Raw genomic sequence first — 26,996 nt, 5'->3', positions numbered from 1 at the left:
GGGCTTTGCTTTTTGGCGGCCATTTTTTGTCGTAAGCGGCAGCGCGGTGTTGGCGGTTCTACATCCCCCAGCGCAGCGCAGCCGTATGCACCGGTGCGTCCCACAATGCGGTCGTCTCGTCGTCGACCATGGTCAGCGTGATCGAGCAGCCGGCCATGTCGAGCGATGTCACATAGGACCCGACCAGTGAGCGAGTGACCGTCACGCCGTTGTTCTCGAAGATTCTCCGGGCGCTGTTGTACATCAGATAGAGCTCCATAAGCGGCGTGCCGCCGAAGCCGTTGACGAAAAGCAGCGCCGGGCCTTTCGCCCTGTCGCGCAGATCGCCCAGGATTGCCGCGCAGATCTCCTCGGCGATGGCATCGGCGCTCTTCAACGTGTCGCGGCGGCGGCCGGGCTCGCCATGAATGCCGACGCCGAACTCCATCTCGCCGTCGCCGATATCGAAGGTCGGCTTGCCTGCCGCCGGTACGGTGCAGCTGGTCAGCGCAACGCCCATAGACCGCGTTGCGGTATTGACGCGTTCGCCAAGCGCCTTCAACGGATTCAGTGCCATGCCTTGCTCGGCTGCGGCGCCGACGATCTTCTCGACCACCAGTGTGCCGGCAACGCCGCGCCGGCCAGTGGTGTAGGAGGAGTTCTCGACCGCGACGTCGTCATTGGTCACCACTTGCATGACCCCCTCCGACATTTCGGCGGCCATCTCGAAATTCATCACATCCCCCTCGTAGTTCTTGACGATAAACAGGCAACCGGCGCCGGTGTTGACCGCCTCCGCAGCCGCCAGCATCTGGTCCGGCGTCGGCGAGGTGAACACCTGACCGGGGCAGGCGGCGTCCAGCATTCCATGACCGACCAGCCCGCCATGCAGCGGTTCGTGGCCAGAGCCGCCGCCGGAAATCAGCGCCACCTTGCCGGGCTTGAGCGCCTTGCGGCGAACGAATTTGTGATCGTCGCCCAGCACCAGTATGTCGGAGTGCGCGGCGACGAAGCCGTCGAGGCTTTCGGCCAGCACCGTGTCGACCGAATTCAGAAATTTCTTCATGACCGTCCTTCCGAAATGGCCAGGCGTGGCGCGACTATGTCCCGCCCTTGCCGGCGATGCTGGTGATTTTCTGGATGAAATCGTTGACCGCCCGGTCGAGCGCTGCATTCTGCTTGTCGTCGCCGAAATCGGGAACGATCAGCGAGACATGCCGCGTCTTGCGCATGCCTGATGCCACCGACATTTTTCCGGGATGCGCCTGATGGTAGGCGGCAAGAAAATGGTCGCGTTCGGCCGGGCTGAAATGGCAGACGGAGAAAATAGCCGGCAAATGTTTCGACGGGATCGGGATCGAATAGGCCGGGCTGGAAATCTGCGTGACGAAGCTGCGGTGCTTGCCGAGCGCATCGGCCAAGCGCTGGCGCATGCCGGACGGGCGCTGGTCGAGGACCTGCGACAGGATCATCTTATAGGCGCGGATCGCCTCTTCGGAGCCGGGTTCGGGTGTCTTCTCGGCCATGCCCGCGCCTAGATCGAAACGTCCGCAATGGCCGCCTTGGCCATTGCGAGTTGGGCGGGAACCACGGAAAGGTCACGCAGGCCGGCCTCGATCAGCGCCGGGATCGCCGCCGGATCGCCGCCTGCGTCGCCGCACAAGCTGACCGGAATCTTTTGCGCGCGGCCGAACGCCGCAACCGAGGCGATCAGCCGAAGCACGGCCGGATGCCTGATCGAATTGAGATGCGCAACCGAAGCATTGTCGCGCGCCGCCGCCATCACATACTGGGTCAGGTCGTTCGAGCCGATCGACAAGAAAGCGACCTCGGCAAAAGCCTCGGGAGCGATCGCCACCGATGGCACCTCGACCATGATGCCGAGCGGCGGCATTTTTTGCGCGACGCCGCGAGCGGCAAGCGCGGCCTTCTCTTCCGCGAACAGGGCGGCGGCACGCTGATATTCGTCCACAACGGCGATCATCGGGAACATCACCTTGAGATTGCCATGAATGGCGGCGCGCAGCAGCGCCCGGATCTGTACCCGAAAAACCTCCGGCCGCGCCAGCGATAGCCTGATGCCGCGCAGGCCGAGAAAAGGATTGCCCTCCTCGACGGTGAAGCCCGGCACCGGCTTGTCGCCGCCGGCGTCGACGGTACGAATTGTCACCGGTCTGTCTTCAGCCCATTCGAGCACTTTGCGGTAGGCTCGATACTGCGTTTCCTCATCCGGCAGCGTCCTGCCGAACAGGAATTCGGTCCGCATTAGCCCGACGCCGTCGCAGGTCGAGACATCGATGCTGTCGACATCGGACGGATCGGCGATGTTGACCTGCACCCGCACCGCCGTGCCGGCCTTCGTCACTGCCGGCCGGGTCAAAAAAGTTTCCGCCCGGTCGCGACGTGCCGCGAAAGAGGACGATTTTCGCCGGAACGCCTCGACCTCTGCCCTTGATGGCGCCAATATGATGCCGCCATGCTCGGCATCAAGCAGGGCGACGCCGGCAAGATGAGCCGGCGAAGCACCGAGCCCCACGATCATTGGCACGCCGCGCGAGCGCGCCAGCATGGCGACATGGCTGGCGGCACTGCCCGCTTTCAGCGCAATGCCGCCGCCGGAACTCCAGTCGGTTTCGAGAAAGCGCGTCGGCGCGATGTCCTCGCCATAGAAGATGGCTCCTGCCGGCGCCGCAGCCTCGCTCTCTTCGGTCAGTGCACGCAGTACCTGGTCGCGTATGTCGCGCATGTCGGCGGCGCGCGCCCGGAAATAGTCCTGATCGGACGTCGCGTAGCCCACAATTTCGGCGTCGAGCGCCTGCCGCCATGCCGTATCGGCCGGCTGGCCGACGGCAATCGCGGCAAAGGCCGGGCCGGTCAGTGCATCGTCCTCCAGCATGGCGAGCTGGAATTCGAGAATTTCGGCTGCATCGCCCTCGGTCGCTTCGACGAGCGTGGCAAGTCGGCCGGTCGCTGCCTTGATTGCCGTTCCGAGCGCGAGCCTCTCGTCAGCGGCGGTCGCCTTACGGTTATAGCGCGCGACAACCGGATCGAGGTTGAACAGCGGACCTTCGGCATAGCCGGCCGAAGCCGAAATCCCCTTCAGCCTAAGCGGTTCGGGCATGGTTCACGCCCTCGTCGAAGTCGCGCCGCACCAGCTCGACCAGCGCGCCGACCGCCTCGCCGGCGCCGTCACCCCTCGCTCGGATATGCAGCACCGTGCCTTTCGGCGCCTTGGCCGCCATCACCTTGACGATGCTCTTGGCGTCGAACCAAGGCCCGTTGGCGGCGAGCGCCACTTCGACTTCGGCTGAAAATGTCTTGGCGAGCTTGGTAAACTTCACCGAAGGGCGCGCATGCAGGCCGACCTCATGGGTGATCAGGACTGTGGCTTCGGCGGATGCGGACATGCTGTCAAAATTCCTGTTCATTCACGATGGCGACAATTCGTGTGCCGTCGCCACCACTTCCCTGAGCGAGGCGCCGCCGGACGCCTCCGTCGCCGCCATCACCGCGCCTTCGACGATCGGCGCATTGCAGACGATGATCTTGTGCGCGCGCGGCTCGCCGATCATCTCGACCGCCATCTCGCTGTTGGTCTCGGCGCCGCCAAGATCGACAAGTATGGCGACACCCGCCTCCGACCAGGCCTTGTCGATGGCGCCCATGATCGCCTCGACATTGGTTCCCAGCCCGCCATGGCCGTTTCCGCCGCACCATGCAAGCGGCACTTCGTCGCCGACCATCTGGCGCACCATATCGGCCGTGCCTTCGGCGACCAGCGGGGAATGCGATACGATGACGATGCCGACATTGCTCATGCTTGCCCCTCGATGCTTTCGACGACGGCCCGCACCAAAAGCGCGACCGAGCGCCCGCCGGCATCCATATGGCCGATCGAGCGGTCGCCGAGAAACGAGGCGCGTCCGCGCAAGGCTTTCATCGGCACGGTGGCAGCGGCCGCATTGTCCGCGACATCGGCGATTTCCGCCCCGGTTTTTCCCTGCAGCAGGGCGTCATGCACCGGCTTCAGCACGTCGAGCATGGTCTTTTGCCCGACCTGCGACTTGCCCCTGGCTGCCACCGCCTCGATTGCCTTACCGAAAGCCGCCGCCAGATTGGCGTGATCCGGCTCAGCGGAAATCTCCTTGCCGAGCGCCATGAACAGCGTCCCGAACAGCGGTCCCGATGCCCCGCCGACCGTCATCACCAGCTTGGTGCCGATCGCCTTCAGCGCCTCCGGCAATGGCTTTGCCGCGAACGCCTCGGCCTCAGCCCGCACCGCCTCAAAGCCGCGCTTCATATTGAGCCCATGGTCGCCGTCGCCGATCGCCTGGTCGAGCGCGGTCAGCTCGTCCGCGTGAGCTGCAATCGTATCGGCGGTGGCTGGTATCAGCGTCTTCAGGTCAACCTTGTCCATCGTCCAAGTCTTGTCCAGCGTCCCAGGGCTCATCGGTTTGCAATCCTGTTGCCGGCCTGGTCGAAGAACAGCGGCGCCCGGTAACGAATAGCCACCCTGTCGCCTCTTTCCAATTGCGTGTCGGGGTCGGTCAGCGTCACCAGCTTTTTGCTTCCCACCGTCACATGCAGGTGATTCTGGTCGCCCAGATGTTCGACCCAGTCAACAACGCCGTCGGCGGGGCCGTTCGATGCCTTGCCGATCGACAGATGTTCTGTACGCGCACCGATCGTCTTGGTTCCCGCCGGCATGTCGCCATCGGGCAGCAGGCCGGTCGGCAACAGATTGATCGCCGGCTGGCCGAGCCTTGCGGCGACATGAAGGTTTGCCGGCTCGGAATAGATTGTCCGCGGCGTGCCGATCTGCACCAGAACGCCATCGGCGAGAATCCCGATCCGATCGGCCATCGTCATCGCTTCGATCTGGTCGTGCGTGACATAAAGCATGGTAGCGCCGACCTCGGCCTGAATGCGCTTCAGCTCAAGCCGGAGGTCGGCGCGCAGCTTGGCGTCGAGCGACGACAGCGGCTCGTCCATCAGGTAGATCGCGGGCTTGCGCACAAGGGCGCGTCCGATGGCGACGCGCTGCATCTCGCCGCCGGAAAGTTTGGTGGAGCGATTGGAGAGCTTGTGGTGGATACGCACCATCTCGGCCACATCCTCGACGCGGCGGCGCACCGCGTCCTCGTTCAGCCGCCGCGCCGGCGAGCGCAGCGGAAAGGCCAGGTTGTCGTAGACTGACAGATGCGGATAGAGCGAATATTGCTGGAAGACGAAGGCGGTGTCGCGCTCGGCCGGCGACAACATTGTCGCATCACGGCCGCCGATATGGATTGAGCCCGTATCCGGCCGTTCCAATCCTGCGACCAGCCGAAGCGTCGTCGTCTTGCCGGCCCCGGTCGGGCCGAGCAGCACGACGAATTCGCCATCGGCGACGTGCAGATCGAGAGTGTCCACGGCGACATGCTCGCCGAAGGCTTTTGTCACGCCTTTGATGTGCACGTCAGCCATGATGCGCTTTTCCCTGAGAGCCCCCGTCATGGATTGCGGTTCGCACCGCGCGGCCGGATCCCTTCTCGAACAGCGACAGCCGCGCGCTGCTCAGCGCCAGGCCGACATGGTCGCCCGCATTGAGCCGGATTTCGGCCGGCACCCGCGCCTTGATGATGCCGCCTGATGTCTCCACCGCAACGATCTGCGTGGTGCCGAGATATTCGGTGCCATAGATGGCGCCGCGCAGCTTCGAGCCGTCGTCGAAGCGGATGTGTTCCGGCCGGATGCCGAGCGCCATGTCGGTCGACGCGATATCCTCGCGCACCTCCGGCACTGCCACCTTGGCGCCTTGCACTACGATCTCCCTGGCGCCCTTTGAAAGCCCGCCACCAAAGCCGAGAAAATTCATCGGCGGCGAGCCGATGAAATCGGCGACGAACATCGTCGCCGGCCGGTCGTAGATTTCGCGTGGACTTCCAAACTGCTCGATGACGCCGTGGTTCATCACCGCGATCTTGTCGGCCATCGACATCGCTTCCATCTGGTCATGCGTGACGTAGACGGTGGTGGCATGGATGCGGTTGTGCAGTTCGCGCAGCTCATGGACCATGAGATCGCGGAATTCGGTGTCGAGCGTGCCGAGCGGCTCGTCCATCAGGAAGCATTTTGGCCGCCGCACGATGGCGCGGCCAAGCGCCACGCGCTGGCGGTCGCCGCCGGCAAGGCCGGAGACTGATTTGTTGAGCAGATGGTCGATGCGCAACAGCTTCGCCGTCTCCTCGACGCGCTGGCGGATTTCGATGCCTGGCATGCCTTGCGCCAGCAGCGGGAAGCCGATGTTCCTGCGCACATTCATATGCGGATAGAGCGCGAACAGCTGGAAGACGAAGGCGATGTCGCGCTCGCGGGCACGCCGCATGGTGACGTCCTCGCCGCCAAGCAGGATCTTGCCGCCGGTCGGCAATTCCAGGCCGGCGATCATGCGCAAGGTCGTCGTCTTGCCGCAACCCGACGGGCCCAGCATGACGAAGAACTCGCCATCTCTAACGACGAAGCTGGAATCCTGCACGGCGACGAAATCGCCGAAAGCCTTTCTCAGATGCTCGACCCTGATCTCCGCCATCGTCTACTCCGGAAATTTCGAGACGATTATGAACATCGCCGTGCCGGCCAGCATGGTGATGAACGAATAAGTATAGAGCGACAGCGCGAAGGGCTGGAACAACATCAGGAAGCCAATGGCTATGATCACCGTCGCGATATTCTCCATCAGGCCGCGCCTCGCCCATGCCGGCCAGCGCGACTTGCGTTTTGCGGGTTGGGTCAGGCTCATTTGCGCACCGCGCCGAAGGTGATGCCACGCAGCAACTGCTTGCGGAGCAGGATGGTGAACACCAGGATCGGCACCAGGAAGATCGTCGTGCCCGCGGCGACGGCCGGCCAGTCCTGGCCGCCTTCGCCGATGATGGTCGGGATAAAGGGCGGTGCGGTCTGCGCCGTGCCCGAGGTCAGCAGTGCGGCGAACGCATACTCGTTCCAGGCGAAGATCAGGCAGAAGATGGCCGTCGCGGCAATGCCGGTGGTCGCCTGCGGCAGCACGGTGCGCCAGAAGGCCTGCAGCCGCGTATAGCCGTCGATCATCGCCGCTTCTTCGTATTCGCGCGGGATCTCGTCGATGAAGCCCTTGAGCAGCCACACGGCCAGCGACACGTTGACCGCCGTGTAGAGCAGGATCATGCCGAGTGCGGTGTCCGACAGGCCGAGCTCGCGGTACATCAGGTAGATGGGAATAGCGACCGCGATCGGCGGCATCATCCGCGTCGACAGGATGAAGAACAGCAGATCGTCGGCCAACGGCACCTTGAAGCGCGAGAAGCCATAGGCCGACATTGTGCCGAGGAACACCGCGCAGAAGGTCGAGCCGAAGGCGATGATCAGCGAGTTTATGAAGCGCGGCATGAAGTTGGACGGCCCGGCGATCACCATGTTGCGCTTGCGCACTGTCTCGTCGCAGACGCCCGTCGCCGGTCCCAGCGAGTTGATGTATTCCGGTGTCTGCCGGGTGCGGGTCGAGAACAGATTGCAGTAGCCCTCGAGGCTCGGCTGGAACAGGATCTTCGGCGGATAGGCGATCGAATCCGGCGGCGTCTTGAAGCTGGTGGCGAAGATCCACAGCAGCGGCACGATCGAGATCAGCGCGTAAAGCACGATGATCGTGCCGGCGACGCGCTTCGACGTGGCCGAGGGTGCGACGACTGAATGGGCTGACGTCAGGCTCATCTCTGCTTCACCTTGTTGAGCGCCTTGACGTAGATATTGGCCAGCCCGAACACCGCGACGAACAGGATGATGGCGAAGGCTGAGGAATAACCCGTCCGCCAGCTTTCGAAGGCCTGCCGCTTCAGCGTGATCGAGGCGACTTCGGTGGTCGAGCCCGGTCCGCCGCCGGTGAGCAGGTTGACCATGTCGAACATCTTGAAGTTCTCGATGCCGCGGAACAGCACCGCCAGCATGATAAAGGGCAGCGCCATCGGCAGCGTGATCGACCAGAACTGCCGCCAGTTGGAGGCGCGGTCGACCTCGGCCGCCTCATAGATGTATTCGGGGATCGAGCGCAGCCCGGCGAGACAGATCAGCATCACGTAAGGCGTCCACATCCAGGTGTCGACGATGACGATCGACCACGGCGCCAGCGACACGTTGGAGAGCATGCCGATCTGCGTTGCCGGAATGCCGGTGACGAACGAGACGGCATAGGCGAACAGACCGATCTGCGGCTCGTAGAGGAAGCGCCAGAAATTGCCGACAACTGCCGGTGACAGCATCATCGGCACGAGAATGATGGTCGTCCAGAAGGCGTGGCCGCGAAACTTCCGGTCTATCAGCCAAGCCAGCGTGAAGCCGATCAGCGTCTGCAGCAGGATGCTCCAGAACACGAAATGCGCGGTCGTCTGCATGGCGATCCAGATGTCCTGGTCACCGAGGATGCGTTTGTAATTGGCAAGGCCGACGTTCCTGACCACCTCGTTGGGGCGATTGGCCCGGTAATTGGTGAAGGAGAGATAGATCGCCCAGAACAGCGGGAAGATGTTGATGGCGAGCAGCAACAGGATCGTCGGCGAGATAAACAGCCAGGCGAGGCCCTTGTCGCTGATGCCCCGGACCTTGCGGGCCAACGGCTCAGGCGTAGCCCGGGCAACGCTGTCCGCAGTCCGATTGAGCATGGTCAGTCCCGCTTCGGTCACTTGGTCGTCTCGACAATGGAAATTTATCTGAACTGTGTCCCGTGCCAAGGGCGGCACGGGACACGCGGCATGGCTCGGGAGGAGCCGATTACATCTGCCCCAACTACATCTTGCCATCGTCCTGGAAGACCTCGGTCCAGTCCTTGACCAGGCCGTCCAGCGCATCCTTGGCCGAACCCTGGCCGGCGACGACATAGTCATGGAAGCGCTTCTGCGACGCCTGCAGCAGCGGCGCATAGCTGGGCTCTGCCCAAAAATCCTTCACGATGGCCATGGAGTCGAGGAAGGTCTGCGCGTAAGGCTGGCTGGCCGGGAAGCCTGGATCCTTGACGACTGCGTTGAGGCAGGAAAAGCCGCCGAGCGACCACCATTTGGCCTGCACGTCCTTGTTGGCGAACCACTTGATGTATTTGAGCGCGGCCTCCTGCTTGTCGGAATAGGACACCACCGAAATGCCCTGGCCGCCGAGCTGGGCGAATTGATCGCCGTCGGGTCCTTTGGGATTGGCGAAATAACCGATCTTGTCGCCGCCGACATTCTCGTCTTTCTGCAGGCCGGGCCAGGTAAAGGCGAAATTCATGTGCATCGCCACCTGGCCGGATTTGAAGGCGTCGACGCCTTCGCCCATGTAGCTGTTCGAGGCCCCGGGAGGCGTGCAGCAGTCATAGAGCGCCTTGTAAAACTCCAGGCCCTTCACCGATTTCTCGGAGTTGACAAAGCCGTCCATCTCGTAGGGCTTGTCGGGATTCTCATAGTTGAAGCCGAAGCTGTAGAGCACGTCCATGGCGCCCATGGTGATGCCTTCAGAGCCGCGCTCGGTATAGATCGACGCGCCATAGACCGTCTTGCCGTCGATCTCGCGCTTCTGGAAGAACTCGGCGATCTGCTTCAACTGGTCGAAGGTCGTCGGCGCGGCGAGATCCCAGCCGTATTTTTCCTTGAATTCCTTCTGCAGTTCCGGCTTGGAGAACCAGTCCTTGCGGTAGGTCCAGCCGACGACATCGCCCATGGCCGGCAGCGCCCAGTAGTTCGGCGAGTTCTTCGGCCATTCCGAATAGCCGACGACGGTCGCCGGCACGAAGTCGTCCATGCTGATCTTCTCCTTATCGAAGAAGTCGTTCAGCTTGACGTAGTGGCCGTTCTCGGCTGAGCCGCCGATCCACTGGCTGTCGCCGATGATCAGGTCGCACAGCTTGCCCTTGGAATTCAACTCGTTGAGGAAGCGATCGGCATAGTTGGTCCACGGCACGAACTCGAATTTCATGCCGATGCCGGATTCCTTGGTAAAATCCTTGGACAATTCGACAAGCGCGTTGGCCGGGTCCCAAGCTGCCCAGCAAAGCGTCAGATCTTCCGCCTGCGCGACGTTCGAAACGGCGGTCGACGCAAACATCGCCGAGGTCAGTCCCAACGTCAGTTTCAAGGTCGATTTCATGCCTTCCTCCCATTTACGAAACGCGTCCGGATGACGGTTTCAAACCTCAACCCCCCTCCTCAGGGGTCCAAACATGGCGACGCGGTTGAGCGTCGGGTGTTTAGTAATTTGTTTAGTGATGCAATTTTTACTAAACAAGGCAAGCGAATTCGTCGCTGCGCTGCAGCATGGCGCATGGGTCGCTTGATTCAGGAAAGGCGGGTGGTCCGATCGTCCGGCGCGCGGGCGCCGGCTCATTCGACCGTTTTGGTGCTCACCGTCACCGGCCGGATCACTGGGGCCGGCGGCAGCAGGGCGCGGATATCGGCGAAGGGGAAGATCGGTTCGAAGCGGAAGGCCTCAGCGAAGGAACCGGCCGCGCCATTGCACTGGCCGGCGCGAAACGCGTTCTGCGTGCGCGCCGCATCGACGAAACGTTCGGGATCCTGCGACTGGTGTGCCCGGATCGCCATCGCCTTGAGCTCGAAATGCCCGGAGATATCGACATAATGCGTCGGCGAAAAGCCGGTGCCACCGAGCGTATCGGCATGCAGCACCGGGACAGTGAAGGATGCCGCGATGCGCAGGCCGTCCGACAGCGCACGGTGGTCGCCATGGTAGTCGTTCGGCGCATGGGTGATCACCAGATCTGGCTTCAGGTCGCCAACCAGCGCCTTCAGCGCCGCGATTAGCGCGGCATCGGCAACCAGCGTGCCATCCGGAAAGTCGAGGAAGTGCGGAGTTGCGCCAAGCAGGTCCGCCGCCACAGCCGCTTCCTCGCGGCGGGCGCGGGCGAGTAATTCCGGATCGCCCTTCCCGCCCTTGGCGCCGTCCGTGGCTATCGCAAAAACCAATTCTGCGCCTTGTGCGGCATAGGCCGCCATCGTACCGAACATGAAGATCTCGATATCGTCCGGATGCGCACCGAGCGCCAGTATCTTCACTCTGCATTCTCCCTGGAACTGGAATAACGTGGACAACGGAATTCTGCTCGCCCAGCCCCCTATGCAAGCTGTTCATGCAACGATGCCGTTGTCAAAAGCCTGGGCGGATCGCGCCGACACATTATTCGCAGATCCTCGGGCCAGTGATCCTGGGCGCGTTCTCCAGGAATATCCAGATCCTCTGTCGCCAGATCTCTGTCGCCAGATCTTCTGTCGCCTGTCGGCCTCGACGTCATTGGCGGCTTCGGCCTTTTGACGATGGTGGTCGAGGATGTGAGGCTCGGCACGGTGCGCTGGAACCCGTTCTCGCGGACCCGGCTTTGAGTTGCGCGGCGACCGCCACCGCTGATATGCGGGCGCTGCGGATCCGCCGCAATTGGATGGATGCATCCTTGGAACAATGACCAGAAAACCCTTGCCGGAGCTTCCGGTCTCCGCCCTGCTGCCGGCGCTCAGCGAAGCGCTCGGCCAAGGCAACAGCGCCGTGCTGGTGGCGTCGCCCGGCGCCGGCAAGACGACGCTGGTGCCGCTGGCGCTGCTCGACGCGCCATGGCTCGGCACGGGAAAGATCATTCTGCTCGAGCCGCGCCGGCTCGCTGCCCGCGCTGCCGCCCGCCGCATGGCCGAACTGCTCGGCGAGGAACCCGGCGAAACAGTCGGTTACGCCATGCGCATGGAAAACCGCACTTCTGCGAGGACCAAAATCCTCGTCGTGACAGAAGGCGTGCTGTCGCGGATGATCCTCGACGATCCGGAGTTGCCCGGTGTCTCGGCGGTATTCTTCGACGAGTTCCATGAGCGTTCGCTCGACGGCGATTTCGGGCTGGCGCTGGCGCTCGACGTGGAAGGTGCACTGAGGCCCGAGCTGCGATTGCTGGTCATGTCGGCGACGCTTGACGGCGGGCGAGTCTCGCGGCTGCTTTCCGGCGCCCCGGTGATCGAGAGCGAAGGCCGCGCCTTTCCCGTCGACATCCGCTACGACGAGCGGCCGGCCGGCATCGCCATCGAAGACGCCATGGCCAAGGCGATCCGCACGGTCCTTGCCGATGAGAGCGGCAGCGTGCTCGCTTTCCTGCCCGGCCAGCGCGAGATCGAGCGCACCGCCGAGCGGCTGCAAGGCCGCGTCAGTGCCGACACCGATATCGTGCCGCTCTACGGCATGCTCGACAACAAGGCGCAGGACGCCGCGATCAAGCCGGCGCCGTCCGGCCGCCGCAAGGTGGTGCTGGCGACCTCGATCGCCGAGACCTCGATCACCATCGACGGCGTGCGCGTCGTCATCGATTCCGGCCTGTCGCGCCTGCCGCGCTACGAACCGGCCAGCGGCCTGACGCGGCTGGAGACGGTGCGGGTCAGCAAAGCCTCGGCCGACCAGCGCGCCGGCCGCGCCGGGCGCACGCAGCCGGGCGTCGCCATCCGGCTGTGGCGGGCCGAGCAGACGGCGGCGCTTCCCGCCTTCACCCCGCCGGAAATCCTCGAAGCCGATCTGTCGGGGTTGATGCTCGATTGCGCCGCCTTCGGTGTCGTCGACCCGGTGAGCCTTTCGTTCCTCGATCCGCCGCCCACCCCAGCACTCAACGAGGCAAGGTCGCTTCTTCGTGCGCTCGACGCCATCGACGAGGCAGGGCGCCTGACGGAATCGGGTGCTGCGATGCGCAGGCTGGCGCTGCCGGTGCGGCTGGCCCACATGGTCGCCGACGCGGCAAAGACCGGCCAGGCGTTCGAAGCGGCCATGCTCGCCGTGCTGCTCACCGAGCGTGGCCTTGGCGGCGATGGCGCCGACCTCGAACGGCGGCTGATGCGGTTCCGATCCGAAAGATCGCCGCGCGCCACCGCCGCGCGGCAGCTCGCCGAGCGATTGGCGAAACAGGCCTCAGCCTCCCCCTCGAGGGGAGGGCCGGCGCGCGAGCCGAGCGCAGCGAAGCGAGGGAGACGGGGTGGGATCGCCGATGGCGTGCCCGATCCGACCCCACCCCGCTCCGCTTCGCGGATCGACCCTCCCCTCGAGGGGGAGCGTAGGGCCGGCGCGCTCCTCATCCATGCCTGGCCGGATCGCGTCGCCAAGGCGCGCGGCGAGCGCGGCCGTTTCGTGCTGGCCAACGGTTCGGGCGCCATGCTCGACGCCGCCGACCCGCTGGCGGGCGCGGCCTGGCTCGTCGTCGCCGATCTGCAGGGCAAGGCGCAGAACGCCCGCATCACGGCAGCAGCGGCAATAGATGAGACCGACATTCGCGCTACGCTTGCGCAAAAAATCGAGACAAGCCGTGAAACCAGCTTCGACCGCGACAGGCGCGCGGTGCGCGTGCGCGAAACCGTTCGCATCGGCGCCATCACGCTGTCCGAACGTATGCTGCCGCCGCCGGCCGGCACTGAGGCGGATCGCGCCATCCTCGACGCCTTGCGCCAACACGGGCTGTCGCTTTTGCCGTGGGGCAAGGAGGCTGAAACGCTGCGTCAACGGCTCGGCTGGCTGCATCGCGGCCTCGGCCCGCCCTGGCCCGATGTTTCCGACGCCGCGCTCGACGATAGCCTCGACGACTGGCTGCTGCCGTATCTCTCCGGCGCGGCGTCCTTTGCGGCGATCGATCCGGGCGTGCTTTCGGCCGGCCTTATGGCATTGGTGCCGCACGATCTCCAGCGCAGGATCGAGGCACTGGCGCCGACCCATTTCGACGCTCCGTCCGGCAGCCGCGTGCCGATCCGCTATGATGGCGAATGGCCGGTGCTGGCGATCCGCGTCCAGGAATTGTTCGGTCTCGACCGGCATCCCGCGATCGCCAGTGGCACCGTGCCGCTGACGCTCGAGCTTTTATCGCCGGCGCACCGGCCGATCCAGACGACCCGCGACCTGCCCGGTTTCTGGCGCGGCTCCTGGGCCGATGTGCGGGCCGACATGCGTGGTCGTTACCCAAAGCACGTCTGGCCGGAGAACCCGCTTCTCGCCACAGCCACCAGCCGCGCCAAACCGCGGGGGACCTAGCCTTTACCCTTTTCCGGCTATAAATCCTTGGCCATGATAAACATCCTGCGGGCGCCCGACTTCCAGCAAAGCCAGCGGCTGCGCCTTAACACGCTGATCAGGCTGCGCTGGCTTGCCATCGTGGGCCAGAGCCTGGCGGTTATCGTCGTTGCCTATGGGCTGAAGTTCCCGCTGCCCGTCAGTCCCTGCTTCGCGCTGATCGCCTGTTCTGCCTGGATGAACCTGTTGCTGACCTTCCGCTATCCGGCGGCGCATCGGCTGACCCCGCTGCCGGCTTTCGCCATCCTGACCATCGACAGCCTGCAGCTTGCCGGCCTGCTCTACCTGACGGGCGGCCTCACCAATCCGTTTTCAGTGCTGGTCACCGTGCCCGTGGTCATCTCGGCGACGTCGCTGCCGCTGCGCCTGACCGCCATCCTCGGCGCGCTGGTGATGGTGGCGGCGAGCCTGCTGGTGTTCTTCCATCTGCCGCTGCCCTGGTACGAGGGCGCGCCGCTGGAGATGCCGTTCATTTATGTCGCCGGCATGTGGATGGCGGTGTTTTCCTCGATCGCCTTCACCGCGATCTATGCCTTCCGCGTGGCCGAGGAAGCCCGGCTGCTCGCCAACGCGCTTGCCGCCACCGAGCTGGTGCTGCAGCGCGAGCAGCATTTGTCGGCACTGGACGGCCTTGCCGCCGCCGCCGCGCATGAGCTGGGCACGCCGCTTGCCACCATCACGCTTGTCGCCAAGGAGATGGAGAAGGCGCTCCGCAACGATCCAAAATACGGCGAGGACGTGACGCTGCTGCGCTCGCAGAGCGAGCGTTGCCGGGAAATCCTCAAGCGCCTGACCAGCTTGTCGTCCGAGGGCGAGGCGCATCTCTCCCGCATGCCGCTAACTTCGCTGGTCGAGGAGATGACTGCCCCGCACCGCGATTTCGGCATCTCGATCAAGCTTCGCCCTGGCGAGCGCATTGGCCCCGAACCGGTCGGGCGGCGCAATCCCGGCGTCATCTACGGCCTTGGCAATCTGGTCGAGAATGCCGTCGATTTTGCCCGTAAGAGCGTCACCGTGCGCTGGAGCTGGAACGAGGCTGCCGTCACCTTCTCGATCATCGACGACGGGCCGGGTTTCCCTCCCGAAATCATCGACCGCATCGGCGAGCCCTATATGTCGACGCGCCAGGGCACCGAGGCCGGCGGCGGCCTCGGACTGGGGCTTTTCATCGCCAAGACCTTGCTTGAACGCTCGGGGGCCACGCTCGATTTCCGCAATTCAAACGAACCGGGCGAGGGCGCCGTCGTGCAGATATCGTGGCCGCGCAGCGTCTTCCTCAACCCTGAATCGGCTTCGGCCACCATGTTTGACACGGCTTGAATTGGACAATAGCGCTCCAAAACTATATCTGCGTAAAAATCGGGCAGCAGGAATTTAGAAGACGATGAACGGCGACGAAACGATTGGCGCAATGGTTGAAGGCGAGGACACCTCGCTGCTGATCGTCGACGACGACAAGCCGTTCCTCACGCGCCTCGCCCGCGCCATGGAAACCAGGGGTTTTGTAGTCGAGACCGCCGAGAGCGTCGAGGAGGCGGTGGCCAAGGCGCGCGCCAACCCGCCCGCCTATGCCGTGGTCGACATGCGGCTCGCCGACGGCAACGGCCTCGACGTCGTTGCCGCCATCCGCGAGAAGCGCGACGACGCCCGCGCCATTATCCTCACCGGCTACGGCAACATCGCCACCGCAGTGACGGCGGTGAAGCTGGGGGCCATCGACTACCTGTCGAAGCCGGCCGATGCCGACGACATTTTCGCCGCACTTACCCGCACGGCAGGCGAACGCGCCGCACCGCCTGAAAACCCGATGTCGGCCGACCGCGTGCGCTGGGAGCACATCCAGCGCGTCTACGAAATGTGCGACCGCAACGTCTCCGAGACCGCGCGCCGGCTTAATATGCATCGCCGCACGCTGCAGCGGATACTGGCCAAGCGCGCGCCGCGCTGACGTCTGACCGAACCGAAGGTTCGTGTCGGCGAATGGCGGAATCGGTTTTCGCTGGGGATCACGCGCAAACTCAAGTGCTACAGCGTGCTTTGCGCGCCCCAAAGGACACGCAGCGCTGTAGAGACTTGCCCCTGCCATTGGTGTTTGCGCATCATGGCATCGGGTGATGTTGGCCCTGCCGGCGGGTAGGCGACGCGACGGAGACGACATGCAGGACCAGAAGCAACGGCCGGTCTCCATTTTTCGCGAATTCCTCGACAGCGAGGCGGCAGGCGGCATCGTCCTGATGGCAGCCGCGGCACTGGCCCTGATCGTCGCCAATTCGCCGCTGGCCGAAGCCTATTTCGACGCCCTTCACGCCTATCTCGGACCGCTCAGCGTATCGCACTGGATCAATGACGGCCTGATGGCCGTGTTCTTCCTGCTGGTCGGCCTGGAGATCAAGCGCGAGATGCTGGATGGCCAGCTCTCGACCTGGCCACGGCGCGCCCTTCCCGGCATCGCCGCCGCCGGCGGCATGCTGGTGCCGGCACTTGTCTATGTCGCCATCAACCGCGACAACCCGGCCGCTCTGTCCGGCTGGGCGATCCCGACCGCCACCGACATCGCGTTTGCGCTCGGCGTGCTGTCGCTGCTCGGCAGCCGCGTGCCGGGGTCGCTGAAGGTATTCCTCACCGCGCTCGCCATCATCGACGACCTCGGCGCGGTCATCATCATCGCGGTGTTCTACACGACCGGCCTGTCGCTCGCCTATCTCGGCGCCGCCTTCGCGGTCATTGCTCTGCTGATCGTGCTCAACCGCATGAAGGTGCTGACGCTGGTGCCCTACATCCTGCTCGGTGTCGTCCTGTGGGTGCTGGTGCTGAAATCGGGCGTCCATGCCACGCTCGCCGGCGTGGCGCTGGCCATGACCATACCTTTGAAAGTCTCCCCGGGCATCGGGCATGATCTCGACCATTCGCCGCTGCACCGGCTCGAGCACGGCCTGCACAGAATAGTGCCGTTCGTCGTCATCCCGATCTTTGGTTTCGCCAATGCCGGCGTTTCGCTCGCCGGCCTGAGCGCAGCCGCCCTGGTCGAGCCGCTGACGCTGGGAGTCGCCGCCGGCCTCGTCGCCGGCAAGCTGGTCGGCGTGTTCGGTTCTTCCGCGCTTGTCATCCGGCTCGGCTTCGCCGACCTGCCGGTCAATGCCGGCTGGCTGCACATGATCGGCATTTCGCTGCTCTGCGGCATCGGCTTCACCATGAGCCTGTTCATCGGCCTGCTCGCCTTCGCCAGCAATGTCGAGCTGCAGGACGCGGTCAAGGTCGGCATCCTCGTCGGGTCCTTTATCGCCGCGATCCTCGGTGCCGCCGTGCTGCTGGTCGCGTCGGCTGCGAATGGGGCGGACGAGGAGATGGAATAAAGCTGCCGCTGCGGTTTCCAGGCAGCGCGAAGGGGTAGGAAGGCACAAACGTTCCAGTGAGACTAACCGAAGCGCTCAAACCCCTACTCGCTCTCACCTTCCAGCGCCGGCACCGCCACGCCGGCGAGTTCCGCCGCGAGCAGCCGCGATGCACCGGCCCGCGCGATCCTCAGCATCAGCGCCTTGCGTGTCGCCGCCGCCAGGCGGTGCTCGGGCGCATCGCGCAGGATTTCGGCGCCATAGCCGTCGGAAAGGATAAAACCGCATCCCTCGGGAAAGATCTCCGAGGGTACGCCGGGATGTGTGGCGAAGAAGAAGCGGTCCGAATGCAGCCGGTAGTCCGGCCATTTACGGTCGACCCTGAAATCCTCGATCGAGGATTTGATCTCGATGATCCAGATGTCGCCCTGCCGGGTCAGCGCGACGAGGTCGGCGCGGCGCCCGGTCGCCAGTGACAGTTCGGGCAGCACATGCGCGCCCATTTCCTTGAGCAGACGCTGCACGCCACGCCGCACGAGCATGGCGCGCTCCGACTGACGGCCGTCGATAAGCGGGTTGAGAGGGACAGGCGAGATGATTGGCATGGGAGCACCATGCCAGACTTTGTTCACGGTTTGAACCCGTTTTCTTGAGGCGATTATCTGGTTGACAAACCAAGAGTGCGGTAGGAATATATGCCTGACAGGCCGGTACCTCTGAGGGTAACTAGGTGGCGACGATGGGGACTGCGTGGGGAATGGTGGCGCTATAATCGCTTACAAGTGCTGTAGCCCCTGCTGAGTCAGCATATGGCCGAAGCTGAGTAACCCCGCGTGGAATCGTAGCAATACACGTCACGAATCGATTATATGGGCCGGTTCTTCTGAGTCGGTGTCATGACGCGCGTTCCTTGGCCAAATAATTTCCCGGATGCATTTGTTAACGTGCCTTGGGCGAGCGCGGATAAAAAGATTGCCACTCTCAAGTCGCATCCTCTTTACGATGCCGCGAAGGGCCAACGGAACATTGAAGCCGCGATTGCCATCGTTGACGATCTTCACAACCTCGAAAGCGTCCTTTCGCTGGCCGATTATGTTGAGGACCAAGGCGGAAAGCCGAAAATAATCGCGCCGTCCTGCCAGCCAGGTGATTCCAACAATGCTTTAGCCATCGGCTATGCCCAATGGCTGTCTCATGAACTCGATTGGGATGTCGATACAGAGGTTTTCCAGCAGAAAACGGTGTCGCGCGATCTTTCGCTAAACTGGAGGAGGATAGCCAACCGTTGCGACTTTTACGGCGAAATTGACAAGTCCGCCTCGTATGTAATAGTGGATGACGTTATAACCACGGGCGGAACCTTGGCCGACCTTCGTTCGTTCATTGAGCGTAAAGGTGGCCGAGTTATAGTTATGAGCGCTATCGCATTGGGCGATGGTCGTCCTCGAAGAATTAGGTTGGGCGATGATACTCGGGCAGACTTGGAGCGTTTCTATGGGAACGATCTTGGAAGTTTTTGCCACAAAAATCTCGGATTTTCGTACGAGTGTCTCACTGATGCAGAAGGCCGAGCGATCCTCGGATGTTCAGGCTATGTCGACCTCGGAAAGAAAATCCTACGAGCGCGTCACGCGTGAGATGCATGAGGAAGCCCGGGCGCTGCTTCGTGGGCGCCCTAAGCTCGTGCGTCGAAATGAGTCCTGGAAATAGACAGAATCAATTCTGACAAGCGACGCCCGGCATCAATCAGATCAGGCCGGGCGTTTCTCTTTCCGCTGGTCGCGCACCAGTTTCTTTATCTGCTCTTCCGAAAGCCTCTGGGCCTTCGCGACTTTCGCAACGGCGTCGTCATACTCATCATTGCCCACGCTTCCGAGCGAGCGCGCGGCTTCGCGGAACTTCTCAATCTGCGGCTTCTTGTCGGGCATGGCCATAAACCTAGACGGAATCGAGCGAAATTGCTATGTAAGCAACGAGAACGACGGCGCTTTGGACGCACCGTCGCCTCTCAATCTACCCCTTATGGAAGGGGGCAGGGTGAAACCGCCGTCAGGCGGATACCGGTATTCTCCGGGTCATGGACCACATGACGCATCCTCCTTTCTCTCCGTTGGGCGCATTGCGCGGTCCCCTGCGAAAGTTCGCGCGCTCTGCACTGAAGCTCTTGAAAGCCGTCTGGCGAAAGTCAGACGGCTTCATTGTTTCTTGGCCATAGCCATGAACTGGTCGAAACCTTTGAACCATTCAGCCTTGATGTTGTCGGGCCAAGTGGGATCAAAATCTGGAAACTTGCCGAGCAACTGGTTCTTGAAATCATCAACCGGATCTGATTTCCCGCCGTTCCCACCTCCTGCGCCTGCCCCGGCGCTAGCGGCGTTTCCATTGTTCTCGTTATCGGTTTTTTGCTGACGGGCGACCTTGGGCTTCTTTGGCCCATTGCTAGCGCGTGGCTTCTTGTTCCGCATGATATATGCGCTGATCGGCAACTCAGCTTCCCGCGCCGCGTTCAAAAAGAACGTTACGCATTTCCGAAGCGTTTCTTCCTTGTTGGGATAAGTCGCGCGGAACCTCTCAATGAACTGCGAAGGCGAAGCTGTCTTCAAATCCAACTCGAAGATAGGGGCATAGGTATTCTGGAGGAGGCTGCCCAATTCCGCCGGCCAAACGTCTGTGCCGAAAGCGTTCAAATACAACTGGAAATCCGGTTTCGGGCGGTTGTCCGCATCGATAAGCTTCATGAATCGCAGCGCCGTAATGATCTGGCTGCCGACAGCGCCGGAGAAGTTGGTCAATACGCTCCGATCAATCCGCCCCGGAAGCCCGTGCTCCTTAAGAGACGAGAAAAGCGTCCTCAGTGATGCAAAGGCGATGTATGGCGGACTAAGCGCTGTTTTCGTGCTCTCGTCGTCCTGTGCCATTTCTTCATCCTCGAAGAATCGCGCTGCGCGCTAACTGGAAATTCATATGCCATATCGGTTCCAAATAGACAAGCGTGGAATATCCTGCGCCAAGAAAGAGCTTTTGTGTCCATCTATCGCCGCTGTATCCCTTGCATAACAAGGAGAGAAGCGATGTTTCAAGGTGACGTTGTCGTTCGCGCTTTCGGCGGTCAGCCCTTGCGTCGGGTAGCCGTCCAACTGGCAAATGGACTGGTTTATGTGGTCCGACCGGGAGCAGAAACGCAAATCGAATCGGGGGAAACCATCGCGGTAGGATTTCCGGAGGCCATACGTTCGAATTCAATAGCGAGGGTTTCGATGCGCTGGACCGCGAATGGCGGGCGCAGGCGGCAACGCAACGGGCAACATGGGGCGCTCTAGCGCGCTTTCGAGCGCCGACCGCCGCCACTTCGCCAGAGCGGCAATTCTAGCTGCACCGGCTTCCGGTAATGCCTACGCTTGTCGTCAAGCAGGTCTGCGATAGGTGAGGCGCTTGCCCTTCACGCCGTTGAGCGCGATGAAAGGGGTGCCGTCATCAACGCAAAGCGCGACGCGGTTGGAATAGCGGAAATCGAATTCAGCCAAATAACGATGCAGATGGTGTTCACTGCAATGCTGATAGACGCCCTTCATGCCGCGCTTGAAGATCGAAAAGAAGCCTTCGACGGTATTGGTGTGGACGTGGCCGCGAACATACTCGTCTTTGGAATGGTTCACGGTTTCATGCGAGGCGAAATCCTGGCTGGCGCGGCGATAGATTACCGGGACTCGTCGGTCATGAGCGCGCTTTCCTTGGCGATGTTGGCGCGGACGATCGGCATGACGTTGCCCATGCGAGCGGTATCGACATGGAAGGAACGGGCGCGGCCACCGCGCTCGACCAGCGTGACGACGCTGTTCTTGTGAGCGCCGCCACCGGGCTTAACCGGCGTGCCCTTCAAGCGACCGATATACGTCTCGTCAACTTCGACGGTGTTGCCGCCGCCATCCATCGGAGAAAGCTCGCCAGACGCCATTGCAAGGCGAATGCGGTGGCACAGGAACCAAGCGGCTTCGTAGGTGCATTCGAGTATGCGGTGCATCTGGTGAGCGCTGACGCCCTTCTTAGAGGCGCACATAAGATGGATAGCCTGTAGCCACTTGGTCAGCGGCAAATGGCTTTCCTCGAAGATCGTGCCCATGCGGACGGTGAACTGCGAACGGCAAGCGCTGCACTTATACAGGCCATGACGCTCCACGCCGTTCGGGTTCTTTTTGGAAGGCTTGGTGCGAACGCCCTTCAATGCGTAGTGGCGATCAACGCTACCGCACTTAGGGCAAACAGGACCGTTCGGCCACAGTATGGATTCGACATGCTCGAAAGCCTTGGCTTCGTCATGGAACTCGGGGCGGGACAAAACGGACATAGCGATAACTCTTTGGAATAGTTATCGCAGTTCCATTTGGGTTTGTCAACCATATAATCACCCCAAGAAGCCGATTATCCGGTTAGCAAACCCGGCCTTCAACCAACGGGAATCACGCCCTCCAGAGCAATGATCCTCGTCTTTGCACAGCGTTCACGGATAGCTTTGAACCGGCTGTACTCTGGAGAGCCGTGCCATGCCATGAGGGAGGCCATGTCCGGAAACTCGACAATGACCAGGCGATGAGGTTCCCAATCGCCTTCCAGCACTTTGGTGGCTCCGCCACGAGCGATGTACCGTCCCCCATAGCGCGCTTCGGTTGCTGGCACATCCCGGCGGTATTCCTCGAAAACGGCGGCATCGGTTATGTCTACATCAGCAATGAGATACGCTGCCATTGGCCTTACTCGTTGAAGAAAGCCAGTGAAGCAGCTCCATTAGCGGCCCCACAACTAAGCCAGCGGTACTACGCCTCGGAAACGACTCGCCTCTCCCCGTATCGGGCGCTTTACTACATTCGTTGGGGGCAGCTCTGGGAGGAGACGAACCATGCCGATGTATCTCACGCAATTCAGCTATACGCCCGAGACCTGGGCGCGCCTGATCGAAAACCCCGAGGATAGACGCGAGGCGGCCCGCACCTACATCGAGTCGGTGGGCGGAAAGCTGCACGGGTTCTGGTATGCCTTCGGAGAGCACGATGGCTGGAACCTGTGGGAGGCGCCAGACAACGTTTCGATGGCATCTGTCATGCTGGCTATCGGTGCGGGAGGAGCGATCAACTCGTATGAGACCACCGTCCTCCTAAGCGTCGAAGAGACGATCCAAGCGCTCGGGAAGGCAAAGTCGATCCGGTATCGCCCGCCGGGGTCGTAAGAGCCCCTTTGCGGCCTCGCGGAGTGTCGGAGGCTAGTCGCTCATGCAGCCGCGGAAGCGATTTTATCTCCAGCCTGCGCAGCCCCCGCAATATCCTCCAGGATCGGGCAGTCCGGCCGGTCGTCGCCGTGGCAGGCATGGATCGGCTTCTGCAAGGTCGAGCGCATCGATTGCAGCTCGCGCACCTTCTCCTCGATTGCCGTCACATGCGCGGCGTCGATCTCGCGCACGTCATGGCTGGCGCGGCTGCGGTCCCGGTAGAGCGCCATCAGCTGGCGGCAGTCGTCGATTGAAAAACCGAGGTTGCGCGCGCGGCGCAGGAAAGTCCGCCGGTGGATGTCGTCGCCGCAATAGTCGCGGTAGCCGTTGCCGGCGCGCGCCTGACGGATCAGGCCGATCTCCCTCATAGTAGCGAATGGTCTTGGCCGGCAGGCCGGAACGCTGGGTGGCATCTCCATTCATGATGGGTTCCTTGACTTCCGGCGGCTTGGCGGGCTGCCCCATTGAATTTGCTACATAATCTTATGATCGCCGTTGCCGAAAAGCCACAGTTGAGGACTTACCGGCAGGTAAGCCCCTGCATATAGGCATCGCGCGCTTGGCAAGCAAAGCAAATGCCAGCATGAATGATGGCGACAAAGCGGCCGTCTCGAGCCGCTCTATTTCGGGCGGGGCATCGGACCTTTTCATGCGCATGAAGTCATTCGCAATCGTCGCCGCACTTGCGCTGTCGACGGCTATTGCTGGTTGCAGCACCATCGGCTCGCAGATATTCACCAACAACTATGGCCCGATGACCGATGCGGGCTATCAACTGCCGCGCATTCCGATCGAAAAGGTGCCGTTCAAGTATCGCCGGCAGGTCGTTAGCTACGACACCGATGAAAAGCCGGGCACCATCGTCGTCGATACGCAGAACAAGTTTCTCTATTATGTCATGGGCGGCGGCGAGGCGATGCGTTACGGGATCGGCGTCGGCCGCGAGGGTTTTGAATGGCGCGGCACCGCCCGTATCGCGGTGAAGCGCGAATGGCCGACCTGGACGCCGCCTTCGGCGATGATCAAGCGCCAGCCGGAGCTCGCCAAGTTTGCCGGCGGCATGGAGCCCGGATTGACCAACCCACTCGGTGCGCGCGCCCTGTATCTGTTCAACAAGGGCGGCGATTCCGGCTACCGCCTGCATGGCAGCCCGGAGTGGAACTCGATCGGCAAGGCGATGTCGTCGGGCTGCATCCGGCTGATGAATCAAGACATTATCGACCTGTACGACCGCACCTCGGTCGGCGCCAAAGTGATAGTCTTGTAAAAACTTTCATACGCGGACCGTCTAGGCAACAAATGGACGTCGCAGAACAGAAAACCGGGCACTTTGGCCCGGTTTTTTGTTATCGCGCCAGAACAATCGCTTCAGACAAAAGACCAGTTGTCGATCCCGGCGCCGCCCCTCATCTGCCTGCCGGCATCTTCTCCCCGTATAGTGACGGGGAGAAGGGGCAGGCCGCAACCTTGGCACCCTTTCCGCAACGCTGGAGATTGGCGAAATCCCTTGCGAAGGCGTCCTTCTCTCCGTCACTATACGGGGAGAAGTGCCCGGCAAGGCGATGAGGGGCGGCGCAACCCGAAGCGATTGCCCTGGCTATCGCGTGAAGGCGGATTGGCGTTCTTTGAGCCGGGTCTCTAAGAGACCTGTTCGACCTGCTGCACCTCGGGCACAAAATGCCGGAGCAGGTTCTGGATGCCGTGCTTCAGCGTCGCCGTCGACGACGGGCAGCCGGCGCAGGCGCCCTTCATGTGCAGGAACACGGTGCCGTTCTCGAAGCCGCGGAAGGTGATGTCGCCGCCATCCTGGGCGACGGCCGGGCGCACCCGCGTGTCGAGCAGTTCCTTGATGGTGATGACCAGTTCCTCGTCGGCCTTGTCGTAGAATTCGCCGGTCTGGCTGGTCTCGGCAGCGGGGCCGGCCTTGGCCATCACCGGCGCGCCGGACATGAAGTGCTCCATGATGGCGCCGAGGATCGCCGGCTTCAGATGCTGCCAGTCGGGGCCGTCCTTGGTCACGGTGATGAAATCATAGCCGAAGAAGACGCCGGTGACGCCGGGGATCTCGAACAGCCGGCCGGCCAGCGGCGAAGCCGTAGCGGCGCTGTCGGCATCGCGGAAATCGGCGGTGCCTTCGACAAGCACTTCCTTGCCGGGCAGGAACTTCAATGTCGCCGGATTTGGCGTCGATTCGGTCTGGATGAACATGGATGTCTCCGTGCCCATTCGGGCAGATAGTTTGGAATAATTCTAAATAGGCCTTATCGGCGAGACATTCAAGCGAAAGGCATTGCCGGAACCGGCTGCCAAGAGAATGAATTTTCTTCTGCAGCAGCGCGTTCTGATTGGACGTGCAGGGCTGCAGCACTTCGACTTTTGCGCTGGCCAGGGATTTTGCGCTTAGGGTTGTTGAAGATTCAGGTCAGGCCGCGTCGCAGTCGAAGACGGGCGCGCGAAGCGACCAGACTGGGTGGCTTCGTACTTTTGGGTACGTGAGCACCGGAAGCGCAGGAAACCGCCATTCGCACTCCGGCATCACCTGAATATCAACATACCTTAGGCGAGGCTGTCGATCTCTTCGTCCGACAGGTTCTGCGGCACCACCGTCACTGGGATGGGAAAGGCGGCGCCCTTGCCGGCGACCGCGCCGACCAATGGCCCCGGGCCCTCTTTACCGGCGCCGGCCGCCAGCACGAGGATGGCGATATCCTGGTCTTCCTCGATCAATTTGTGGATCTCTTCCGTCGGCTTGCCTTCGCGCACCACCAGTTCCGGCTCGATGCCGAGCTTTTGGCGCACCTTGTTGGCGTACGCATCAAGCGCCGCCCGCGCGGTGGCGGTGGCCTCCTCGCGCATGATCTTCTCGACACCCAGCCAATGCTGGAAATCGTCAGGTTCGATCACATAGAGCAGCACCAGCACGCCGCTGGTGCTCTGCGCGCGCTTCGAGGCGTAGGCGACGGCCCGCTCGCATTCGGGCGTGTCGTCGATGATCGCCAGGAATTTGCGGCGATGGCCGGCTTCGCGGCTGAGGCGTTTGGAGACCATGTTCACCCTGTTCGATGGTTTCGGTCGCAATCTGCCACCGCCACAGCCCGGCGGCAAGCGACCCGCGGGTGCAGCGATGTTGGGTGCAGATCAGCCTTGCAGCAGGCCGATGATGTCGCGCACCGTCTTCATCGTCGCTTCGGCCAGTGTGCCGGCGCGTTCGCCGCCATCCCTCAGCACTGCGTCGACATATGCGCGGTCGTCGGAAATGCGGCGCATCTCGCCGGCGACCGGCGCCAGCTTTTCCACGGCAAGGTCGGCCAGCGCCGGCTTGAACACCGAAAACTGCTGGCCGCCGAACTCTTTCAGCACCGCCTCCTTCGATATCTCGGCCAGACCCGCATAGATGCCGACCAGGTTTTCGGCTTCCGGCCGGCCGGCAAGGCCGTCCAATTCACTTGGCAATGCCTCGGGGTCAGTTTTGGCCTTGCGGATCTTCTTCGAGATGCTGTCGGCATCATCAGTCAAATTGATGCGCGATAGATCCGACGGGTCCGACTTCGACATCTTCTTGGAGCCGTCGCGCAGCGACATGATGCGCGCCGCCGGTCCGCCGATGATCGGCTCGGTCAGCGGAAAATAACCGTTCACCGTCTCCTCGCCAACCTTCATCTCGACGCCGGCGCCAAGGCCGGCGATGCGGTCCGAAAAGTCGTTGTTGAATTTTTGCGCGATGTCGCGTGTCAGCTCCAGATGCTGCTTCTGGTCATCGCCGACCGGCACGTGGGTGGCGCGGTAGACGAGGATGTCGGCCGCCATCAGGCTCGGATAGGCAAGCAGCCCAAGCGAGGCGTTCTCGCGGTCTTTGCCGGCCTTGTCCTTGAACTGCGTCATCCGGTTCATCCAGCCGATGCGCGCCACGCAATTGAAGATCCAGGCAAGCTCGGCGTGCTGCATGACCCGCGACTGGTTGAAGACGATGTGCTTCTTCGGGTCGATGCCGGAGGCGAGAAACGCCGCGGTGATCGAGCGTGTCTGGTCCTTGAGATCGTCATGGACAAGCTGCGCGGTCAGCGAATGCAGGTCGACGACGCAATAGATGCAATCGGAGGTGTCCTGCAGGGCGACGAATTTCTTGATGGCGCCGAGATAGTTGCCAAGATGCAGATTGCCGGTCGGCTGGACGCCGGAAAAGACAAGTGGCTTGAAAGCAGGCTGATTGAAGGCAGGCTGATTGAAGGCGGGCTGATTGGAGTCAGTCATGGTGTTTTCCTGGCTTGTGGAGGGCCGTTTCGCACGCGGCGAAAGTCTTTCGACGGCGCGCTTATGGACGAGAGCGGGGAGCGGATCAAGAGGTTGTCGGCTAG

27 protein-coding genes and 2 pseudogenes are annotated in these 26,996 nt (G+C 62.4%); 7 read left to right on the top strand and 22 right to left on the bottom strand.

Annotated elements, in window-relative coordinates; all coding sequences use genetic code 11:
• Positions 1-58 precede the first annotated feature (58 nt).
• The 13 genes from dhaK to A9K68_RS00970 form a co-directional block, all read right to left on the bottom strand.
• A complete protein-coding gene (gene dhaK, locus A9K68_RS01030) occupies positions 59-1,045 on the bottom strand; it encodes a dihydroxyacetone kinase subunit DhaK (RefSeq protein WP_065006029.1) in 987 nt (328 codons plus the stop codon).
• A gap of 34 nt (positions 1,046-1,079) precedes the next feature.
• Complete coding sequence (locus A9K68_RS01025) at positions 1,080-1,505, bottom strand: hypothetical protein (protein WP_065006028.1); 426 nt, start codon at positions 1,503-1,505, stop codon at positions 1,080-1,082.
• Between the two features lie 8 nt (positions 1,506-1,513).
• Entirely contained in the window at positions 1,514-3,100 is a 1,587-nt protein-coding gene (gene ptsP, locus A9K68_RS01020) for a phosphoenolpyruvate--protein phosphotransferase (protein ID WP_065006027.1), read from the bottom strand.
• A complete protein-coding gene (locus A9K68_RS01015; RefSeq protein WP_065006150.1) occupies positions 3,084-3,386 on the bottom strand; it encodes an HPr family phosphocarrier protein in 303 nt (100 codons plus the stop codon). The genes ptsP and A9K68_RS01015 overlap by 17 nt, the downstream gene beginning before the upstream one ends.
• 21 nt (positions 3,387-3,407) lie before the next feature.
• Positions 3,408-3,797: a dihydroxyacetone kinase phosphoryl donor subunit DhaM gene (dhaM, locus tag A9K68_RS01010; protein ID WP_027151568.1), complete on the bottom strand. Its 390-nt coding sequence runs from the start codon at positions 3,795-3,797 to the stop codon at positions 3,408-3,410.
• Entirely contained in the window at positions 3,794-4,396 is a 603-nt protein-coding gene (gene dhaL / locus A9K68_RS01005; RefSeq protein WP_065006149.1) for a dihydroxyacetone kinase subunit DhaL, read from the bottom strand. The genes dhaM and dhaL overlap by 4 nt, the downstream gene beginning before the upstream one ends.
• A gap of 29 nt (positions 4,397-4,425) precedes the next feature.
• Entirely contained in the window at positions 4,426-5,445 is a 1,020-nt protein-coding gene (locus A9K68_RS01000) for an ABC transporter ATP-binding protein (protein WP_065006026.1), read from the bottom strand.
• A complete protein-coding gene (locus A9K68_RS00995) occupies positions 5,438-6,550 on the bottom strand; it encodes an ABC transporter ATP-binding protein (RefSeq protein ID WP_065006025.1) in 1,113 nt (370 codons plus the stop codon). Before A9K68_RS00995 ends, A9K68_RS01000 begins: the two co-directional genes overlap by 8 nt.
• Before the next feature lie 3 nt (positions 6,551-6,553).
• Positions 6,554-6,760 carry a hypothetical protein gene (locus A9K68_RS00990; protein ID WP_029347717.1) on the bottom strand — a complete coding sequence of 69 codons (207 nt, stop codon included), beginning with the start codon at positions 6,758-6,760 and terminating at the stop codon, positions 6,554-6,556.
• Positions 6,757-7,707: a carbohydrate ABC transporter permease gene (locus tag A9K68_RS00985; protein ID WP_029347718.1), complete on the bottom strand. Its 951-nt coding sequence runs from the start codon at positions 7,705-7,707 to the stop codon at positions 6,757-6,759. The genes A9K68_RS00990 and A9K68_RS00985 overlap by 4 nt, the downstream gene beginning before the upstream one ends.
• Positions 7,704-8,651: a sugar ABC transporter permease gene (locus A9K68_RS00980; protein ID WP_065006148.1), complete on the bottom strand. Its 948-nt coding sequence runs from the start codon at positions 8,649-8,651 to the stop codon at positions 7,704-7,706. Before A9K68_RS00980 ends, A9K68_RS00985 begins: the two co-directional genes overlap by 4 nt.
• Before the next feature lie 124 nt (positions 8,652-8,775).
• On the bottom strand, positions 8,776-10,107 hold the full coding sequence (locus A9K68_RS00975; protein ID WP_065006024.1) for an ABC transporter substrate-binding protein: 1,332 nt from the start codon (positions 10,105-10,107) through the stop codon (positions 8,776-8,778).
• Between the two features lie 233 nt (positions 10,108-10,340).
• Entirely contained in the window at positions 10,341-11,030 is a 690-nt protein-coding gene (locus A9K68_RS00970) for a PIG-L deacetylase family protein (protein ID WP_065006023.1), read from the bottom strand.
• A 400-nt stretch (positions 11,031-11,430) separates the two neighbouring features.
• Here A9K68_RS00970 and hrpB point away from each other — a divergent pair, with 400 nt between their 5' ends.
• The 4 genes from hrpB to nhaA all read left to right on the top strand — a co-directional run bounded on the left by hrpB (position 11,431) and on the right by nhaA (position 17,402).
• Complete coding sequence (gene hrpB, locus A9K68_RS00960) at positions 11,431-14,010, top strand: ATP-dependent helicase HrpB (RefSeq protein WP_065006022.1); 2,580 nt, start codon at positions 11,431-11,433, stop codon at positions 14,008-14,010.
• A gap of 33 nt (positions 14,011-14,043) precedes the next feature.
• A complete protein-coding gene (locus A9K68_RS00955; RefSeq protein ID WP_065006021.1) occupies positions 14,044-15,369 on the top strand; it encodes an ActS/PrrB/RegB family redox-sensitive histidine kinase in 1,326 nt (441 codons plus the stop codon).
• A 64-nt stretch (positions 15,370-15,433) separates the two neighbouring features.
• Positions 15,434-15,997: an ActR/PrrA/RegA family redox response regulator transcription factor gene (locus A9K68_RS00950; RefSeq protein ID WP_082982096.1), complete on the top strand. Its 564-nt coding sequence runs from the start codon at positions 15,434-15,436 to the stop codon at positions 15,995-15,997.
• A 208-nt stretch (positions 15,998-16,205) separates the two neighbouring features.
• Positions 16,206-17,402 (top strand): Na+/H+ antiporter NhaA, encoded by a 1,197-nt coding sequence (gene nhaA, locus A9K68_RS00945; protein WP_065006147.1) that lies wholly within the window; start codon positions 16,206-16,208, stop codon positions 17,400-17,402.
• 83 nt (positions 17,403-17,485) lie between these two features.
• Here the strand turns inward: nhaA and A9K68_RS00940 are convergent, their stop codons facing one another.
• Positions 17,486-17,986 carry an MmcB family DNA repair protein gene (locus A9K68_RS00940; protein ID WP_065006020.1) on the bottom strand — a complete coding sequence of 167 codons (501 nt, stop codon included), beginning with the start codon at positions 17,984-17,986 and terminating at the stop codon, positions 17,486-17,488.
• Positions 17,987-18,277: 291 nt separating this feature from the next.
• On the opposite strand from A9K68_RS00940, the gene A9K68_RS00935 reads away from it, so the two are divergent.
• Positions 18,278-19,018, top strand: coding sequence for a hypothetical protein (locus tag A9K68_RS00935; protein ID WP_156768173.1), 741 nt, complete (start codon positions 18,278-18,280; stop codon positions 19,016-19,018).
• Positions 19,019-19,132: 114 nt separating this feature from the next.
• On the opposite strand, the gene A9K68_RS00930 is transcribed toward A9K68_RS00935, so the two are convergent.
• The 4 genes and pseudogenes from A9K68_RS00930 to A9K68_RS00915 form a co-directional block, all read right to left on the bottom strand.
• The gene (locus A9K68_RS00930) at positions 19,133-19,309 is read right to left on the bottom strand and encodes a hypothetical protein (RefSeq protein ID WP_156768172.1); all 177 of its coding nucleotides are present in this window, start codon (positions 19,307-19,309) and stop codon (positions 19,133-19,135) included.
• A 267-nt stretch (positions 19,310-19,576) separates the two neighbouring features.
• A complete protein-coding gene (locus tag A9K68_RS00925; RefSeq protein WP_156768171.1) occupies positions 19,577-20,299 on the bottom strand; it encodes a DUF5343 domain-containing protein in 723 nt (240 codons plus the stop codon).
• 486 nt (positions 20,300-20,785) lie between these two features.
• Positions 20,786-21,726: pseudogene (locus A9K68_RS00920) on the bottom strand (IS1595 family transposase).
• Between the two features lie 98 nt (positions 21,727-21,824).
• Positions 21,825-22,124, bottom strand: a complete 300-nt coding sequence (locus tag A9K68_RS00915) for a DUF1330 domain-containing protein (RefSeq protein ID WP_065006015.1) — start codon at positions 22,122-22,124, stop codon at positions 21,825-21,827.
• 151 nt (positions 22,125-22,275) lie between these two features.
• Here A9K68_RS00915 and A9K68_RS00910 point away from each other — a divergent pair, with 151 nt between their 5' ends.
• The gene (locus tag A9K68_RS00910) at positions 22,276-22,602 is read left to right on the top strand and encodes a GYD domain-containing protein (protein WP_065006014.1); all 327 of its coding nucleotides are present in this window, start codon (positions 22,276-22,278) and stop codon (positions 22,600-22,602) included.
• 41 nt (positions 22,603-22,643) lie between these two features.
• On the opposite strand, the pseudogene A9K68_RS00905 reads toward A9K68_RS00910, so the two are convergent.
• Positions 22,644-23,064 (bottom strand): annotated as a pseudogene (locus A9K68_RS00905) (MerR family DNA-binding protein).
• A gap of 226 nt (positions 23,065-23,290) precedes the next feature.
• Here A9K68_RS00905 and A9K68_RS00900 point away from each other — a divergent pair.
• Entirely contained in the window at positions 23,291-23,908 is a 618-nt protein-coding gene (locus A9K68_RS00900) for a L,D-transpeptidase (protein WP_029347736.1), read from the top strand.
• A 371-nt stretch (positions 23,909-24,279) separates the two neighbouring features.
• Here A9K68_RS00900 and A9K68_RS00895 read toward each other — a convergent pair whose 3' ends face one another.
• From A9K68_RS00895 to trpS, 3 genes are all read right to left on the bottom strand, one after another.
• Positions 24,280-24,849: a NifU family protein gene (locus tag A9K68_RS00895; protein ID WP_029347737.1), complete on the bottom strand. Its 570-nt coding sequence runs from the start codon at positions 24,847-24,849 to the stop codon at positions 24,280-24,282.
• A gap of 348 nt (positions 24,850-25,197) precedes the next feature.
• Positions 25,198-25,689: a universal stress protein gene (locus A9K68_RS00890; protein ID WP_029347740.1), complete on the bottom strand. Its 492-nt coding sequence runs from the start codon at positions 25,687-25,689 to the stop codon at positions 25,198-25,200.
• 90 nt (positions 25,690-25,779) lie between these two features.
• Positions 25,780-26,892: a tryptophan--tRNA ligase gene (trpS, locus tag A9K68_RS00885; RefSeq protein WP_065006013.1), complete on the bottom strand. Its 1,113-nt coding sequence runs from the start codon at positions 26,890-26,892 to the stop codon at positions 25,780-25,782.
• Positions 26,893-26,996: the final 104 nt, after the last annotated feature.

This window comes from Mesorhizobium sp. AA22 (assembly GCF_001672375.2).
Taxonomy (GTDB): Bacteria; Pseudomonadota; Alphaproteobacteria; order Rhizobiales; family Rhizobiaceae; genus Mesorhizobium; species Mesorhizobium wenxiniae.
This window is presented reverse-complemented; position numbering and strand designations above follow the sequence as displayed.